Here is a 15,251-nt window from a genome sequence, read left to right as displayed (position 1 = left end):
GCCGCTACCGGGCAACTTCCCCGACTACGCTGCGCCGATCATCCGCACTGCAGCCGACGGCAGGCGAGAGCTGGCGATGGCCCGCTGGGGGATGCCGAGCTCGAGGAAGGCCCTGCTGGTCGCGGCCACGAAGCGCGCGGATAAGCTGCGGGCGAAGGGCAAGGAAGTCGATTTCGACGAGCTGCTCCGGATGGAGCCGGACAGCGGAACGACGAACATCCGCCGCACCGAGAGCCGCCATTGGTGGCCGTGGCTTGGCCCTGCCAATCGCTGCCTGGTCCCCTTCACCGCCTTCAACGAACCCGACCAGGTCGAGCGCGGCCCCTCCGTCTGGTTCGCCCTGTCGCCCGATCGGCCGCTGGCCTTCTTCGCCGGCGTCTGGACGCCGCATGCCTGCGTCCGGAAGATCAGCAGGGGCTGGGAAGAGATCGAGACTTTCGGTTTCCTGACCACGGACGCCAACAGCGACGTCGCGCCGTTCCACCCCAAGGCCATGCCGGTGATCCTGACCACGGCCGAGGAGCGGGAGGTCTGGATGCGGGCGCCTTGGGACGAGGCGAGGGCGCTGCAGCTGCCACTCCCGGATGGCGTGCTGAGGATCGTTCAGCGGGGTGGGAAGAAGGATCCGCCGGAGGGCGTGGCGTGACCGATCACGGCGACGCGCCGCTTTATCCCCTCATCGGCTTCACGCCGGCCATCGGGGACGGTGCCTTGGCGTGAGCACTTAACGCCAGCCGACCGTTAGCTCATGTTGAAATGACGCCAGTAAAAGTCACTGCGTGCGACGTTTCGAATCGCTGCGCGAAGCGCCTGTCCGTCTCGGTCGATTGCATCAAGATCAGGTAGAGTTGCATCAGTGCGCTTCGGTTCCAGCGCGGCGAGGTGGCGCGCAAACAGAGCCAGTGCTCCTGAGACATTGGAGTAGCCGTCCTTGTGCCCCATGAGGCGCTTGAGATTGCGGCCGAGGCGAACTCGTCTCTCAGTGATCGCCTGTACGTCAGCGGCGCTGATCGCTTGCCCCGATGCCATCACCTTGGCGAGCCCCATCGCCATATCGGTCAGGTCATCCAAGCGGGCCAGCTCAGCGTCGAGAAGGACGGCCCAGCGCCGCGCCCGATCGTGTGCCACGGCCACAAGGATGCTGACCGCGCCGCCAGCTAACGCACCGCCAACGATTCCGCCCCAGGAGTCCGCCAATGGCGATTAGGCCGCAGCTGCGGCCGCCTCTCTGACGTATCCGCGAACCTCGTCGATGTACGATGGGTCTTCATCGGACGAAATCTGGACGCGCTCGATCACCTCATCTGGTGAGAACCCGGCACGGACGAGGCCGCCAAACGCCTCCTCCAAGAAGGAGGGCGACAGTCCGCTCGTGCCGTCGAGGTCAACGACAATCCGCTCGCCGTTTCGCAGAAGCGGGAGCAGCACGTCGTCGCGGAAGGCTTCGCCGCTAAACCCGCCCTGGCTGCGATAGCGGCCAAAGGGGAAGCGCGTGAAATCACTCGCGAGTCTGATCACCTTGCTCATCGTCCTCACAGGCCTGCGTATCTTGGGCCGGCCCCACCACACGCCAGATAAGTAGCGTGCCGGGGAATGTATAGCCCAAAGGACCGGCAAATGCTTCAGGTTCCGTTGAGGCGGCGCTGTTGAAGCCAAGGCGGTACTGCCCCCGGCCGCTGAAAATATGGAACTCTCCCTCACCAGCCATCTCCGCCAAGCTGATCATGGATGCGATACCTTTTCCGTGCTGAGCCTTCCCGGTTCGGGTGCGGCGCTCATTGACCACCAGCTCCAGGATCTGGTGGTCGCGACCACCTGCGATCTCCGCAAGGCGGGACCTAAAGGCCTCGCCCATCGTTTGGGGAGCGGTTCTGGGAATGCCGACACCATGATCGAGTGCGAAGAAGTACGCTTCGCCCTCGGCGTGATCGGCCAGCCCGGCAATCCACCAGCGGCCGGTCAGACAGTGCCCGTCGGAACCGCCATACGCGTGCATCTGGACATTGCCCAAGGCTTCGTTGAGTGCGGAGTGCACCCGCTTCGCGAAGTTAGGTCTGTGGGGAAACACGTCGTTGGCCACGGTCGACACCTCATGAGCATCTGACGCGATCGTTTCATCTGAGCCGAGACCGGAACGGATTTGTATCGCCTGCTTTGGCGGGTTCCTCATCGGAGGGCGGTCGAGGCTAAGGTGCGTGTAGAAGCCAAGGCTGTGGAGCATGATCCTGGCGCGCAGGCTCCTCGGGTCCAAGCCGTTGATGGAGTTTGGCCTCAACCCTTGGCAGCGCTCAATCTCTGCCGCGAGCATCATGCAGGCGAGGGACGACAGGCGCTCACAGTTCGAGAGGTCCACCACGACCTTTCGGTGGCGCACCAGAACGGCGCGGCGGATTGACTCAAGGTAGCGGCAGAGCCGCTGTAGTTTTTCGTCCTGCCAGGAGAGATCATGGGGGGCGACCAGGACCAGCCAGCCGTTCTCCTCTGCCCATTGCCGAAGCGCGGCTGCGCGCGCGTAGGCTGGCTTGCCGAATTTCGAGCGTTGCCAGCTCCGCCGCCGCTCAATTCGCTTCTGGCGGCGGACGCGCTGAAGCCGCTCTTTTGTGTTCTCTCGACGCATGGCCCCTCCCAGGAGGAACCTACGCTAGATTCTCGGACGCAAAGCACTACTACCTACAGTTTTGCGGCCTTGGCGGCTTTCAAGGACTAGGGACTTCTCACACAGCGATGCCAAAATGCCGCGACCCCCGAAGGAGCCGCGGCCTCGTCACGCCTCTAGGCGTCAGATGAACGGCCGCTATTGGACCGTAATGGAAGGCAATGGACTAGCCCGGTTCGCGCGGTCGCGGCAGCGGCTGCGGACACCTCAGTCCAGGCATTCCGAGCTCGTCGTAGAACCGGCAGAGCCGGCCGACCGTAGCCCACCCCTCCTCGCCCCAAGCCTCCACGGCGTTGTCGTACTGCTCCCCGGCGATCCGGGAGGTCAGCACGTCATCCGGCGGCACCGGCTTGGGCTGGACCGCCAGGTCCGCGGCAGGCGGGTAGATCGCGCCCGGCGTCTCGCAACTGGCGACAGCGGCGCCGCAGCTCACGATCATCAGGCAGGCTGTCAGGAAGCTCTTGCGCGGCATGGTCTCTCTCCTTTTGCCGGTCACGGATGGTGAGGGTGTCGTTCAGGCGCTCCGTGGAGGCTGTTTCCCGGGCGCTGGAGGCCTTCTTCTCGATCTTGGCTTCTCTGACCGCCTGGCGGTCCCGCTCGCCCTGTGCGGCCCTCTGGGCGCAGTACGCGCCGAACAGCAGGAAGGCGGCGAGGATGCCGACTACGGCCCAAGCCTGCGGCGAGAGCATCCTCGGGATGCGGCGGAGGAAGTCGAGGGCGGCTGAGGCGGCGGCGATCATGCTCGGCTCCATTGGCTGACGGCCCATCCCGCGGCGATCACGCCAGCGATGCAGAGGCCTATGAAGATCAGGCGGGCGAGGGTCAGGACGGTGAGGCGAGGGCCGGTCATCGGCCGTAGAGGGCGGCTTCGGCGGCCCGGCGGCGGACAAGCCCGGCCAGTGTCTTGCCGTCGTTCTTCACCCAGCGGCCGAACTGGCGATGGGCGCCGCCGTAGTCGCCAGCCTTGTGCAGCTTCAGCAGGGTCGACTCCCGCAGCGCCTGCAGGCCAACGTTGTAGGCGAACGATACCAGCGCATCGAACTGGCCTTGCGTCACCGGAGCGCCGGCCAAGGCGTCCAGCACCCCCCGCTCATACTTCTCCAGATCCTTCGCGAACCGCGCGTCGGCCCGCTCTCGGGTCCACACGTCGCCCAGCTTTATCGGGCGGCCCTGCTCGTCCGAGGTCGAGCCCCAGCCGATGGTGATCGGCAGACCATCGCGGGAGCCGGGGTCGCGGTAGGCCTTGGGCTGGAAGCTCTCGAAAGAGTGGATCAGGTCGATTCCGGCTTGACTGACCTTCATCCCGGCCGGTGTTTCCCCGATCCGCGGAAAGCCCATCAGGTCGGCCACCTTATCCAGCAGGTCGACCATCGGCTGGGTCAGCTTCTGTTCCGGCGCGAATAGCCGGGCGCAATCCATCAGCTCCTTGCGGCTCATGGCGATCTCCTGATTGGCAGTGGGGCGGCGCATGCTAGAGGGGCCGCGGCCGCAGTCCTCCTCCGCGGTCAAAAGGCGGCCCGGCGTTCGCATTCGCCCGAATGGCGCCGGGTCGCCGAAACAGCTCCGCTGTGGCAGTCTCAGCTCATGCCGTGGTCAGACCTTCCCGACCCCGTTCCGCCGATGACGCCTGGCGACCGTCTTCAGGCCATTCTGGCCCGGCTCGGCTGCCTCGGGGTGACCGGGCTGATCATCTTCGCGGTGATCTTGGCCATCGCAGGCACCGACTGGTTCGGCCCGTCGTCAGCTGTGGCGCGCTAGTCCTTCGGAGCCAAAGCGGGGTTGATCCACTCACGCGCCTTCATCGCTGCGTCGAGGAGGGCAAGGGCGGACTGTTCGGCCGCATCTGCTGTGAAGGCCCCGCACATTGCGGCTGGCCCGACCACCACGACGGCCCCGTCCAAAACCCTGACTTCCATGGGATGGGTATAGAGATCGTCGTCCATGCCCGGCACAACTGGGACAGCCGCTAGTCGTTCCTATGCCGCGAACGCGATAAAAACGCCTGTCGTTTCAAGACCTATGCGATGCGCCTAGGCCTTGTCGCCCTTGATCGGTGCTGCCGCGGCAACCTCAATGGCCTTGGTGGCGATGTCCTGCTGACCCGCGTTGACCACCTTGGCGAAGTAGTAGCCCAGGATCAGCAGCATCCCGTCCTTAAACAGGCCGGCCATGGTCATCACGGCCTCACGGTAGTCGTCCTCGATGTAGCGGCCGACGATCGCGATCATGGGCGTGAACAGCAGGCACCCGATCAGGAAGCCGAGAGCCAGAAGCGTGGTTGTCTGCGGCAGGGGAGGGATGCGGATAACGATCGGCCAGGTCATGACTTCCCTCCCGATAGTTCCACACCCTGCCCGATGCGGTTCATGGCGATGTTGCCGAGCTGTCGGTTCACGCCCTCAAGGGTATGGCCGACCCTGTCGACCGTCCCGATGACGTGCTCCATCTGGACCTGCAGACGGACCACCTTCTCGACCAGCAGGGACTGATCGCCGATCTTGGCCTCGATCTTGGTGTCTTGTTCGGCGAGGCGCTTCTCAGCCGAGGTCATCCGCTGTGACAGCTTCCCTCCGAAGAAGGCCACCACGGCCGTCTGGATCAGGATCGCCAGCCCAAGGGACAGCAGGGGCAAGAGCGAACTTGCCGTGAGGGGTGCTTCGCCTGCGGACATGGCGGCTCCTGGGTGCTGGAGGGCAACTGTGCGGGAGACGCCGCAAGAGCCTGTCGGCTCATTCGCAGCAGGGCATTGCCCCTCCCTTGCCGGGGTGCGCCCGGCCTTGCTGATGTGGTAAGAGAGCGCATGGCTCTTGTTCACTATGGATGCGGGGACCAGCTCGGCCCGACTTGGCTGAACTTCGACATTTCGCCCATCTTGAGGATAGCGCGTCTGCCCGGGGGCAAGCTGCTCAGCGCCTTGGCCGGTGTTGGCGACGCGTTCCCGCCGGGCGTTCTGGTGGGCGACATAACCAAGGCCCCGCTCGTCGCCCCCGGAACGGCGGCTGCCGCCTACGCCTCCCACGTCCTTGAACACATGACGCTTGAGGATTGCCGGGCGGCGCTGACCAACACCTACCGGATGCTGGCTCCTGGCGGAGTGTTTCGGCTGATCGTTCCAGACATGGAGTGGCGGGCGCGGCTCTATCTGGAAGAGCTTGGGCGGGGAGACCCGGAGGCGGCCTCAAACTTGATGCGCTACTCGATACTTGGGCAGGAGCGACGGCTCGGGGTCGTGCGGCGGCTCCGCAAGGCGTTTTCTGGCACGTCGCACCTGTGGATGTGGGACTTCACCTCAATGTCCCACGAACTGAAGCAGGCGGGGTTCGTCTCTATACGCAGGTGCCAATATGGCGACGCCGCAAACCCCTTATTCGCGGAAGTGGAGAACCCGGACCGCTTCTGGGGCACTGTCGATAGCGGGGCGCGCTACCCCGAACTGGCGATGGAAGCGGTGCGTCCGCTCTGAGGTAGTCTCGTCCAACAGCCTCCTGACACCCTCAATCGTGCGGCGCAGGGGGTAGGCCTTGGCCGTCTGACTGGCCGCAGACGACATAGCGGCGCACAGCGACGGTTCATCCGCCAGACGCTCTATCGCTCGCCGCAGCCCGCCCTCGTCGCGGCTGTCTATCAGCAGGCCCTCCCGCCCGTGCTCCACAAGGTCCGAAGGCCCCCCCACTGGCGGCGCTATGACAGGAACCCCGAAGCTCATTGCCTCCAGCAATGTCATTCCGAACGTCTCAATCCAGAGGTCCGGGCGCGAGAGGTTAACGACGAGACTGGCGTTCGCGTAGTGGCTCGCCGGGTCGTCGGTAGCGGGGCACAACTCCACATTTTCCACGGCGGCCCAGCGTCTGTCGGGGCGGCTCAAGACCAATCGGAACGCAATGTCTGGCCGGTGCGCGAGAGCAGCCGCCAGACGAACGAACTCCGGCACCCCCTTGTAGCCGGCGGGGGTCGCCAGCATCAGCACGACAAACTGCCCGTCGTGGCGGTGCCGGTAATGCCCCGCGCCGGGAGGGACGCCGTTAGCCACGACAACCGACCTCTGCGGCCTGATCGGCAGGAGCGCCCGGTGGGCCTCCGATACATAGATCAAGCGCGCGGCGGTCACGCGAGCGACCGTTGTAAGCAACCACCTCAAGGGCGAGGGCAGCGAGACTTCGTGGAGGTGATAGATCACCCGCCGCCCTGTCATCCAGCCATAGAGCGCAGCTCCGAACGGCAGGAGCGTGTTGACGTAGATCGTGGCGTTTTGCGGCAGGCGACGCGTGATCAATGCGAGGAACAGCGCGACCTGGCTCAGGAGGTAGGTCGCAAAGGTCAGGTAGCGGTTCCCCGTCCGCACATACCAAAAGCGGCGGACTGCTATCCCTACGCCGTCGAGCGCCCCAGCGCCGTGGGAGCCAACGAAAAGAATGTCGCCGGGTCCGCCCAGCCCGTCGATGACGCTTCGAAGGACACGAGGACTGCCCGTGCGGTCGTTCAGAAGGTGGACAAAGACGTTCACGGCGACACAGTGCGCTCACCGGACTCCGGCAGCAAGTGGCCTAGCTCTGCGTCCCCACGACGGTTCCGTCCGTGTCGCTTGACGGGAAGCCCGCCATGATCCGAAGCCGCCCGGAGCCATCGACCCAGAGCCCGTACCCACCGATGAAGAAGGGCTTCTGGTAGCCGACGCCCCCCTGCTGCTGCGCGACCCTCACGCCATTGGGATGGTCAAGCGCCAGGAAGGAGCCGTCGTTCTCGATTACACCTTCCCCCGCACTGTCCTGGTCGCGACCGAAGGTGATCTTGCCGTCGCCACGGCCATTGCCCCCGAGATGCAGGGGAACCCCGAAAAAGACGGTGTTTGTGCTCTTGCCGAGCTGGGCGCGGTAAAGGTCGGCCCCGACACCCAAGGGAATGTCGAAGAGCACTCCGTCGGGAAGAGTGCCCATGTATTTCCGACCGGGCCAACCATTGCCGTCCTGCGTGATGAGGATGGGCTCTTCGCGCAAGATGACGTTGGCGGCGTTCACCGCTCCAACGAACTCGACCATGTAATGTTCGGTGCTGCTCAGCGGGACGCCGGGGCTCGCCTCTGCAACTGGGATTTCGCATCGGCCAAAGCCGCGAAGGTTCGCGATATCCCCGGCCAGGCGATATTTCTTGGCGTCATCAACTCCGCTCTCAAACGCGGTTTCCACGTTCCACGTCGAGACGCCTTCAAGATCGAAGCCGATACGGTTGTCCAGGAACCAGCCGTGGAAATACTGCTCGTTGACAGGCCCTGTCGCCTTAACCGCCGTTCCGCAGCCTCGGACCTCAATGTTCCTGTGGCTGGCAAGGTAGATCGTTGAGTGCGGAGACGTGACGCCATCGAGATAGAAGGCAACCGTGTCGTCAGACACAACGTAAGGCTTCACAAGATGGTTGTCCGCATCAAGATGCATGATGCGGAAGTTTTGGCTGCGCATAATCGACGCGCTCGCCGAGATCACCTCGATGCAGCGGTTCGACTTGAACTCTATGCCAATGTCATCCCAGATATGGCCGCCCTGCGCGATGTTGAGCGGCAGGTAGCCGGTCAGCGTCACCGCCGGGGTCGTCGCCGTCACATCGCCAAACTGGCGAAGCACGGACGAATAAGGGCCGTCGCCGAACCAGCGCGAGCGCATCGGCTTCTCAAGATGCGTGAACATATACCGACGGCCGCTTTGAGCGCCCGGAAAGTAGATATTCGAGTGAGCCTCGATGGCCGCTTGTATCGCAGCGGTGTCGTCCGTCCCGTAGGCGAACGCCCTGCCGAGGGCATTTGTGGACGCCGCGTCCGCGAGGTTCACGGACCCGCTGGAGACGAGCGAGGCGATTGTCGTCGTCAGCAAGGACCCGCCAGGGCCTGCGCCCGCCACTGAGATTTTCTTGCCCACATCGGCTGCAGTGAAGTTGGCGGTTTCGGAATCCAGCCGAGACGTCCCGGCGAGGATGAAGCCGTCCTCCGGTGCCTTGCCGTCGCCAACCGCGCCGTAATCCAGCACCGACACAAAGTCCCGCAGCTTGTCGCGGACGCTGCGGCTTTCCGCCCCCGCTCCCGACTGAAGGAACAGGAGGTTTTGCGTGACCTCTTCCTTGTCCTCGAAATCCGAGCCGTTGGCGGCCTTGGCGGCGCGGGCGGCAATGGCGGCGGCGTCGTCGCCCACCGCCTGGATCTCGAGCATGTCGTCGTAGAGGGCCTGCGCCTTAGCGGCAGCCGCCTCGGCGGCAGCTCGATCTGGCGCCGCCACTTCCTCCACCTTGCGCTGCACCATCGGCGCGATTAGGGCCGCGCCTGAGACGGTGACGACCGCGCGGCGGTTGACCACTTCAATACGACGATCAGCCATTCTGGGTCGCTCCCGGCTTGATGGTGAACTTGCCTTCCATCATGCGGGTCTTCTCAAGTCCACCGCCAGTGATGTGCAGGTCGTAGTAGAGGATCACGTCCTTCCCAGCGCCCGCGGCGTTAAGGAGCAGACCTTCGATCGTGGTCTCGTTGATCCTGATCTGCACCGTCGAAACCGTCTCTCCGTCGACCTCGATCACGCTGGCGCTGATCCCCTGCGCGTTGGAGGCAGCGTTCGCCAGGTTGACGAGGGGCGCGCCTTGGGCGTCCGGGATGACGCGGACGTGCATCGCAAACGTCGCGGCCGAGAAGTCGAAACCGGCGAAGTCCGTCTGATCGACGAACGGCGTCCAACGCTGGGCGACGAGGTCGACCCGGGCGGGTGTGATCATGGATTGTCTCGCTGATCCGGCCGCCTAGACGGCGACGTATTCGATGGTGGCGACGGGCAGGGTCAGGCCCTCCGGGGCCCCCTCTTTGGCTTCCCACTCGCCCATCTCGCTGACGAGCAGATTGCCGTCGTCGATGTGCAGCCCATCATCATCGACCAAGGCGAAGAGGCTCTCGCCCGTCCCGACCTGAATCGCGAAGAGCGTAGGGTCCGCCGTGATCTTGCGCCTGATCTCCCCGGTGAGGGGGTCGATCACGATGGCTCGCGCCGTCATCGCTTGTATTCCCGGACGCCAAGGAAGGCGCCCTGCACGGTCTGCGCCGACGCGTCGTTGTTCGTCAGGGTGACGGTCACGCGATAGGTGACGGAACCCGCCGGCGGCGTGTCGATCACGATAGGCGTCTGCCAGCCCTGGATGTTGTCGCCTCCGATTGCGTCGATCAGCTGGTTGAAGATCTCCCCGGCACCGTCCCGTGTGATCACGATGTTCGCACTGATCCCGCCCGCGCCGGGGTGCCAGACCGTCATGAAGAAGTTGGCGCGAACCTCGATCGGCTCGCCGGTCGAGACATAGGTGACGGTCTGGATTTGCTTCGCCGTCGTCCCCGTCAGGGCCTGGACCGCAGAAGTCTCCGCCGACGCCTGGTTCGTCACTGCGTGGTCGACGATCTGGGGAGTATCGGCAGCGTCGAGGACCGCTAGCGCCCCGGCGGTCGCCCCGCCCGAATCCGGCGCGGTGCGCATCACGTCGGCGGACAGCAGGGCTGTATCCAGCGCCTCCTCATCGAGCGGGACGACATAGCCCCCGACCGCCACCGGATCGAGCACCAGCCTGTTCGAGGTTCGGTTGCCCCGACGGTAGGAGACTGCGACCTCCCAGTCCCCCGACGTCACGCCGGCAATGACGCGCTTCGCCAGTTCCGGCGTCGCGGCGACCTCCTCGATCCAGTCCGTGGCGCCGAACGCGCGGTACTCGATGACGACCTGGTCCGCGACACCGTCCGGCATTCCGCCGGTGAGTACGACCGCGGGCACCTCGGAGCCATCATCGCCCGCAACAGTCCCCGCCACTGCTGCCCATTCCGTCGCCTCCGGCATCGGCGGAGTCGGATCGACAGCCGTCAGCGAGGGGCTGTCCGGCGGGTTGGCGCTTTGCCCGAGGGCCCAAGCGTGCTTCGCGTCCGTCTCGGAACGGCACTCCAGCGTGACCGTCGCCGTGGCGGGGTCGAAGGTGCGGCGCACCAGGACCAGCTTCTGCCCGTTCATCCCCGTCTCCGGGGCCTCGACCTCGAACGCATCTCCCGCCCTCAGGCCCAGCAGGTAGGGCTTGGCCGGGATGGTCGGGCGCAGGGTCTCGCGGGCGTTGGCGAGGTCATAGGCCGCCAGTTCGGCCGCCTGCTTCGCCTGCCGGACGTAGCGGTAGGAGACCTCGCGGGTCCGTTCCTCGTCCCCGTCCTCGGCGACGTAGGTGGCGGATGAGACCGACCCGGCCGGCACCTCCTCCCACTTGTGGGGCTCGGACCGATAGCGGGGGACGATGGTGTTCGGCCGATCCCGGCGCGAGGCCATGACCGCGATCCGCACCGGGCCGACGATGTCCTCGCTGGTGAGGGTCAGGATGGAGGCGCGGGGGGCCTCAACCATGCACCCGATCTTCGCCCCCTGGCCCAGCGGGACGCCGCCGCCCGCTTGAAGCATCGCTGCGTAGACCTGCCACTTGTCGTCCGAGGTCGTCCACTCGCCCGCGATGACCCAGCCGTTGGCGTCGGCGACATTGGCGCCATGAACAAGGGTGTCGATCAGGATCGCCTCGTCAGGCGCTCCGATCCCAGCGATGCGCTTCGTCCGGTCGATCGACCCGTCGGTGTTGAGCTTGTGATGACCCCGAGCCCACGCCAGCGCGTGCAGATACGGGTTCTCGGAATAGGCCCAGGTGGTCCAGTCGTCCCGACGCTGAGAGCCCGAGCCTCCCGGATAGGTGCTGTCCAGTCGGGGATCCCAGACCTTCATCCCCAGCAGCGTCCAGAGCGGCCGGGGAACCCCGCCCTCGTAGCTGGCCCGCTTGGAGTTGTTCTTCAGGGTCCAGAAGCTGTGAGCCAGCATCGGCGCCCTGTGGCTGGCCGTCCACTCGCTCATCGAGGGCGAGCCGTCTGAAACGCCGGAGGGAGGGGACAAAGCCGCATCGGAGGGCAGGCCCATCCGATACGTCATCCACATTTTGTCCTTGTAGGGCTCGACCGGGGCAGCCAGCCCCTGCGGCCCGGGGAAGGTGACGACGGTGTCGTTCGCCCTGAACTGGACAATGCTGTCGATCGGCCCGAGGCTCAGCGCCGTGGCGAACGACAGGTAGAGGTTGCCCTTTCCCCAGACGTTGCCGTGAAGCTGGCGTCCGCCGACACCGAACCGGCCCATGACGCCGCTGACCGGGGCGGCCGGGTCCGCCTTGAACGCGACCGGGGAACCGCCGGCGCCGACCTGGGGCTGCATCAGGGCAGTCGAGAGCACGGCAAGGCCGGCGTTGAGGGCCAGCGACCCCACGGCTCCCGTGATGGCGGAAGCGGTGAAGGTGGAAAGTCCCGCCACCGAGAGCGAGGAGGTCAGCAGGGCGCCGGCCGAGGCCACAGCACCCCCCACCCACGAGACCGCCGCGCCCACGGCCGCTGCGACCATCGGCATCAGACAGACCTCCAGGCTCGGTGATACTCGACGGGCTGGAACACGGTGCAGACGCCGGCCGCCTCCCAAAAGCCGAGCACCCGGCCATTTCCAACCGCCATCGTCAGGGCAATGTCGCCTTCGACCGAGCGCAGGGACAGGATGTCGCCCGGCAGGGCCATCGCCGGCGCGATGTCGGGAAGGCCCAGTCCATCCAGCGCATCGGCGAGGGTCTCGTAGCCGAGGCGCTTCATCACCCGTCGCGCGCCGACCTCCGACGAGTAGGAGCCCGCCTTGAGCAGCGACGCCTTCACCCCCTGCTTCCTCAGGGCGAACGCGGCCATGCGGACGCAGTCATCGGTTCCCAGCTTCAGCGGCTTGTCCTTGAACCGGGCGATGGTCGCCTCGACCGCCGCCACCCGACGGACCATCGAGTTCGTCACAGGAAGTTGCCCATCACGCCGTCCAGCAGCCGGTCGCGGCCTCCGCCTCCTATGGGCGATCCGCCGCCCCGGCCGGGCTGGACCCCGCCGACCGTGTCGCTGACCACGCGCGGCCGCGGCGCGTCATAGCCCCACGGCAGGTCGCGCTGGATCTCGGTGACGTACTGCATCCCCCGAGCCCCCGAGTAGAGCGACTGCCAATACTTGTCGTTGAGCCGCCGGCCTTCGTTGGCCTCGAACAGCCGCTCCCATGCCGAGACCACATCGAAGGCGATCACGGTCGACGCCTCCCCCGCCTCGACCTCGGCCGTGTCCAGTTCGCCGAGGAACAGCAGCTCCGGCTCGCCGATCAGCAGGCCCGTCGCCGGATCAATCGCTCCGAAGCGGACGTAGACGCGCGAGCCCTGGTTAGCGGGGTCGGTGATGTCGGCCAGCGCAGAGAGCGTCGCCGGCAGGAAGGTGAACCGCACCGTCGGGGCTTCGGTCCCGACCTGCTCAGTGATGCCCTCGACGGAGTCCAGCACCCCGTAGACCTCGTCCTCTCCGGTGTAGGTCTCGCCGTCGTAGGTGACCTCCCCCACGCCATCGACCAGCAGGATCGTGTGCCCCGGCAGCTCGATCTTGAGGAGCACGCAGACCAGCGGCGCGGCGCCCCTCAGCGCGGCGTCGAGCGAGGCGTCGAGGGACATGACCTATTCCCGCTCAGTGATGGTGAAGGACAGGCCGACGAACATCCCGCGGTCGACGGTCCAGCTGGTCTCCCGGCCGGAGAGAAAGCCCTCGATTACCGGCGAGACGAACTCCACGGCGGAGTTGTCGGCCGGCGAGCGGCGGATCATCGGATTGATCGGCATGGCAGCCGTCGCGCCGCCAGAGGCGACGGTTTCGGTGGCGACCTGGTACAGGTACTTCTGGCCGGTCGTGCCAACCAGGTTGAACCACTGGCCGGCGCGGGCGACGTACTCCGGGGTGAAGCCGTCCAGCGACAGGAAGGAGCCGAGTTGCCCGGCGCCGTTCACGAGCGGCGCCCCGGGAGCCCCAACGTCGAACTCCGGCTGGGGGATCGGCAGGATTACCGTATCGGCCTCGGCGCTGGTGAGGGCTGCGACCCACGCCATGGCAGGGTCGTAGTAGAGAGGCGGCAACTCGATATCGAACGCCCACTTCGACCCGAGCCGGCGGACGCGGCTGGTCGGACCGCCGAACGTCGGCTCAAGATCGCGGCGGCGGCTCACCAGCCGGGGCGTGATGGCGACCGGCACGTCCGTGGTCGGGAGGAGGATGGCCATCAGGGGCGCAGGAAGCTCTGACGGGCCCGGCGCCCGGCGTGCCGGCGCTCAGCCTGGGTCGCCCCGTAGGCTCCGACAGCAGCTTGCGCGACCTGATCGAGGTCCAGCAGGTCGGCTGGGGCGTTACGGCCAATGAGGCCCGCTTGGCGCTGACGCAGTGGGGCCTGACAGAGATCAAGCCCCGCCACGCCGAGCCGGGCGACGTCCTGCTGTTCGACATGCCGGAGACGCAGCTGGGCGGGGGCCGCTCGATCACGGGCGGCATGCACGTCGCCATCCTCTCCGGCGCCGGGGGCGAGCTCTCGTGGGCCATGTTCCCGGCCCGCAAGCAGCCGGAACCCCGCATCCTCCATCTGCCGTATGCCCGGGCCTGCTGCGAAAGCTGGGCCGGCTCGATCTGGATGGACAAGCTGGTCGGAGCCTGGAGCTTCGACACGGGCCGCAAGGTCCGCCCGTTCCGGCTGGCGGCCTGACCATGGCCCCGGATTTCACCCGCATGACGGACGTCCAGCTGGCCGCCTACGAGGCCGCCCAGCGGGCCGCGGTCGACGCCGGCCGCGACGACGGCTGCCGTGAATACCTGGTGGCCGCGATTTGTGAGCGGAACATACGGGACTTGGATGGCGCGAAAGCTGTGCTGCAGCCGCCCACCGCCATCGCGAGTGCCGCCTGATGCACGCCCAGGAGCTGATCAAGCACACTGCCCGCCTGCGCTGGGTCGACCGCGAAGGCCGCGAGCATGCCGAGCGCCATGTCGGCTGGACGGCACAGGAGGCCACCCGTCTCGCTTGGCGCCGGGCCCGGTCGATGCGCCTGTCTGGCGAAGCCGCGGCCTTCCGCATCGAGCATCACGAACGGGTCACGGCCGAGAGCTGCGTCATTGAGCCGGCGAACGACGACTTCGCTCTCCCGGAGTTCGGAGGCGCCGCCTGATGGGCCCCGGCCTCTCCCTTCTGATCATCGCCGTCGCGGCTCTGATCATCCTGTCCATTCCGCTTCGGAGGAAGCCATGAGTGCCAACGACAACGCCCTGCCGGACGGCGTCTATGTGAACCTGCCAGCGGAGGTCTACTTCGCCCAGGATCGCCTCGGCTCGACCGATCTGGCTGTCCTTCACAGCGAGCCGGCGGACTGGTGGTATCGGTCCCGGCACAACCCGCACCGGCACGAGAAGGAGACCACCGAGGACATGGCCTTCGGGTCGGCCCTCCACGCACTCTTGCTGGAAGGGGAGGCGGTCTACGCCAAAACGGTCCGCATCAGGCCCGACACCTACGAGGACGCCAAGTCCGGCGAGGAGAAGCCGTGGAACGGCAACTCCAACGTCTGCAAGGCGTGGCTGGAAGCGAACGACCGGCCGGGCGTGACCATCATCACGTCCGATGCGGACCGGCGCGTCCAGCACATGGCCGAACTGATCCGGCGCCACCCCGAACTAGGCGAGCCGATGCAGGCCGGC

At 66.3% G+C, this 15,251-nt stretch carries 23 protein-coding genes; 7 read left to right on the top strand and 16 right to left on the bottom strand.

Features of this window, described 5'->3' with window-relative positions; genetic code table 11:
* The coding region (locus tag RIF93_RS12355; RefSeq protein ID WP_309091739.1) for an SOS response-associated peptidase family protein at window positions 1–646 on the top strand (646 nt) is incomplete at its 5' end.
* A 95-nt stretch (window positions 647–741) separates the two neighbouring features.
* On the opposite strand, the gene RIF93_RS12350 is transcribed toward RIF93_RS12355, so the two are convergent.
* The 5 genes from RIF93_RS12350 to RIF93_RS12330 form a co-directional block, all read right to left on the bottom strand.
* Entirely contained in the window at window positions 742–1,071 is a 330-nt protein-coding gene (locus RIF93_RS12350; protein WP_309091737.1) for a hypothetical protein, read from the bottom strand.
* Between the two features lie 132 nt (window positions 1,072–1,203).
* Window positions 1,204–1,527, bottom strand: coding sequence for an STAS-like domain-containing protein (locus tag RIF93_RS12345; RefSeq protein ID WP_309091736.1), 324 nt, complete (start codon window positions 1,525–1,527; stop codon window positions 1,204–1,206).
* Window positions 1,499–2,617, bottom strand: a complete 1,119-nt coding sequence (locus RIF93_RS12340; RefSeq protein WP_309091734.1) for a hypothetical protein — start codon at window positions 2,615–2,617, stop codon at window positions 1,499–1,501. The genes RIF93_RS12345 and RIF93_RS12340 overlap by 29 nt, the downstream gene beginning before the upstream one ends.
* A 205-nt stretch (window positions 2,618–2,822) precedes the next feature.
* Window positions 2,823–3,128, bottom strand: a complete 306-nt coding sequence (locus RIF93_RS12335; protein ID WP_309091732.1) for a hypothetical protein — start codon at window positions 3,126–3,128, stop codon at window positions 2,823–2,825.
* 374 nt (window positions 3,129–3,502) lie between these two features.
* Window positions 3,503–4,093, bottom strand: coding sequence for a lysozyme (locus RIF93_RS12330; RefSeq protein WP_309091730.1), 591 nt, complete (start codon window positions 4,091–4,093; stop codon window positions 3,503–3,505).
* Window positions 4,094–4,276: 183 nt separating this feature from the next.
* Between RIF93_RS12330 and RIF93_RS12325 the strand changes: the two genes are divergently transcribed.
* Window positions 4,277–4,414: a hypothetical protein gene (locus RIF93_RS12325; protein ID WP_309091729.1), complete on the top strand. Its 138-nt coding sequence runs from the start codon at window positions 4,277–4,279 to the stop codon at window positions 4,412–4,414.
* On the opposite strand, the gene RIF93_RS12320 is transcribed toward RIF93_RS12325, so the two are convergent.
* From RIF93_RS12320 to RIF93_RS12310, 3 genes are all read right to left on the bottom strand, one after another.
* Window positions 4,411–4,599 carry a hypothetical protein gene (locus RIF93_RS12320; RefSeq protein WP_309091727.1) on the bottom strand — a complete coding sequence of 63 codons (189 nt, stop codon included), beginning with the start codon at window positions 4,597–4,599 and terminating at the stop codon, window positions 4,411–4,413. The two genes, RIF93_RS12325 and RIF93_RS12320, sit on opposite strands and share 4 nt — an antisense overlap.
* An 87-nt stretch (window positions 4,600–4,686) precedes the next feature.
* Complete coding sequence (locus RIF93_RS12315; RefSeq protein WP_309091725.1) at window positions 4,687–4,980, bottom strand: hypothetical protein; 294 nt, start codon at window positions 4,978–4,980, stop codon at window positions 4,687–4,689.
* Complete coding sequence (locus RIF93_RS12310; RefSeq protein ID WP_309091723.1) at window positions 4,977–5,327, bottom strand: hypothetical protein; 351 nt, start codon at window positions 5,325–5,327, stop codon at window positions 4,977–4,979. The genes RIF93_RS12315 and RIF93_RS12310 overlap by 4 nt, the downstream gene beginning before the upstream one ends.
* A 129-nt stretch (window positions 5,328–5,456) precedes the next feature.
* Here RIF93_RS12310 and RIF93_RS12305 point away from each other — a divergent pair, with 129 nt between their 5' ends.
* The gene (locus tag RIF93_RS12305) at window positions 5,457–6,119 is read left to right on the top strand and encodes a methyltransferase domain-containing protein (RefSeq protein WP_309091721.1); all 663 of its coding nucleotides are present in this window, start codon (window positions 5,457–5,459) and stop codon (window positions 6,117–6,119) included.
* Here the strand turns inward: RIF93_RS12305 and RIF93_RS12300 are convergent.
* From RIF93_RS12300 to RIF93_RS12265, 8 genes are read right to left on the bottom strand one after another with little or no spacing between them, the layout of a single operon-like run.
* Entirely contained in the window at window positions 6,021–7,160 is a 1,140-nt protein-coding gene (locus RIF93_RS12300; RefSeq protein WP_309091719.1) for a glycosyltransferase, read from the bottom strand. The two genes, RIF93_RS12305 and RIF93_RS12300, sit on opposite strands and share 99 nt — an antisense overlap.
* Before the next feature lie 40 nt (window positions 7,161–7,200).
* A complete protein-coding gene (locus tag RIF93_RS12295) occupies window positions 7,201–9,015 on the bottom strand; it encodes a hypothetical protein (protein WP_309091717.1) in 1,815 nt (604 codons plus the stop codon).
* Complete coding sequence (locus RIF93_RS12290) at window positions 9,008–9,406, bottom strand: hypothetical protein (RefSeq protein ID WP_309091715.1); 399 nt, start codon at window positions 9,404–9,406, stop codon at window positions 9,008–9,010. Before RIF93_RS12290 ends, RIF93_RS12295 begins: the two co-directional genes overlap by 8 nt.
* Window positions 9,407–9,430: 24 nt before the next feature.
* Window positions 9,431–9,661, bottom strand: coding sequence for a hypothetical protein (locus tag RIF93_RS12285; RefSeq protein ID WP_309091714.1), 231 nt, complete (start codon window positions 9,659–9,661; stop codon window positions 9,431–9,433).
* A 14-nt stretch (window positions 9,662–9,675) separates the two neighbouring features.
* Window positions 9,676–12,081 carry a hypothetical protein gene (locus tag RIF93_RS12280; protein WP_309091712.1) on the bottom strand — a complete coding sequence of 802 codons (2,406 nt, stop codon included), beginning with the start codon at window positions 12,079–12,081 and terminating at the stop codon, window positions 9,676–9,678.
* Window positions 12,081–12,491, bottom strand: coding sequence for a DUF6950 family protein (locus RIF93_RS12275; protein WP_309091710.1), 411 nt, complete (start codon window positions 12,489–12,491; stop codon window positions 12,081–12,083). Before RIF93_RS12275 ends, RIF93_RS12280 begins: the two co-directional genes overlap by 1 nt.
* Window positions 12,492–12,499: 8 nt before the next feature.
* Complete coding sequence (locus RIF93_RS12270) at window positions 12,500–13,192, bottom strand: hypothetical protein (protein ID WP_309091709.1); 693 nt, start codon at window positions 13,190–13,192, stop codon at window positions 12,500–12,502.
* A 3-nt stretch (window positions 13,193–13,195) separates the two neighbouring features.
* Entirely contained in the window at window positions 13,196–13,792 is a 597-nt protein-coding gene (locus RIF93_RS12265) for a hypothetical protein (RefSeq protein WP_309091707.1), read from the bottom strand.
* An 83-nt stretch (window positions 13,793–13,875) separates the two neighbouring features.
* Between RIF93_RS12265 and RIF93_RS12260 the strand changes: the two genes are divergently transcribed.
* The 4 genes from RIF93_RS12260 to RIF93_RS12245 all read left to right on the top strand — a co-directional run.
* Window positions 13,876–14,265, top strand: coding sequence for a hypothetical protein (locus tag RIF93_RS12260; protein WP_309091705.1), 390 nt, complete (start codon window positions 13,876–13,878; stop codon window positions 14,263–14,265).
* A gap of 23 nt (window positions 14,266–14,288) precedes the next feature.
* Window positions 14,289–14,465, top strand: coding sequence for a hypothetical protein (locus RIF93_RS12255; RefSeq protein ID WP_309091703.1), 177 nt, complete (start codon window positions 14,289–14,291; stop codon window positions 14,463–14,465).
* On the top strand, window positions 14,465–14,725 hold the full coding sequence (locus RIF93_RS12250; protein ID WP_309091702.1) for a hypothetical protein: 261 nt from the start codon (window positions 14,465–14,467) through the stop codon (window positions 14,723–14,725). Before RIF93_RS12255 ends, RIF93_RS12250 begins: the two co-directional genes overlap by 1 nt.
* Before the next feature lie 76 nt (window positions 14,726–14,801).
* A partial coding sequence (locus tag RIF93_RS12245; protein ID WP_309091700.1) for a hypothetical protein occupies window positions 14,802–15,251 on the top strand: 450 nt, incomplete at its 3' end.

The organism is Phenylobacterium sp. (genome assembly GCF_031181185.1).
Taxonomy (GTDB): Bacteria; Pseudomonadota; Alphaproteobacteria; order Caulobacterales; family Caulobacteraceae; genus Phenylobacterium.
Note: the sequence above shows the minus strand (reverse complement) of the source record. Positions and strands in the feature narration are given on the sequence as shown.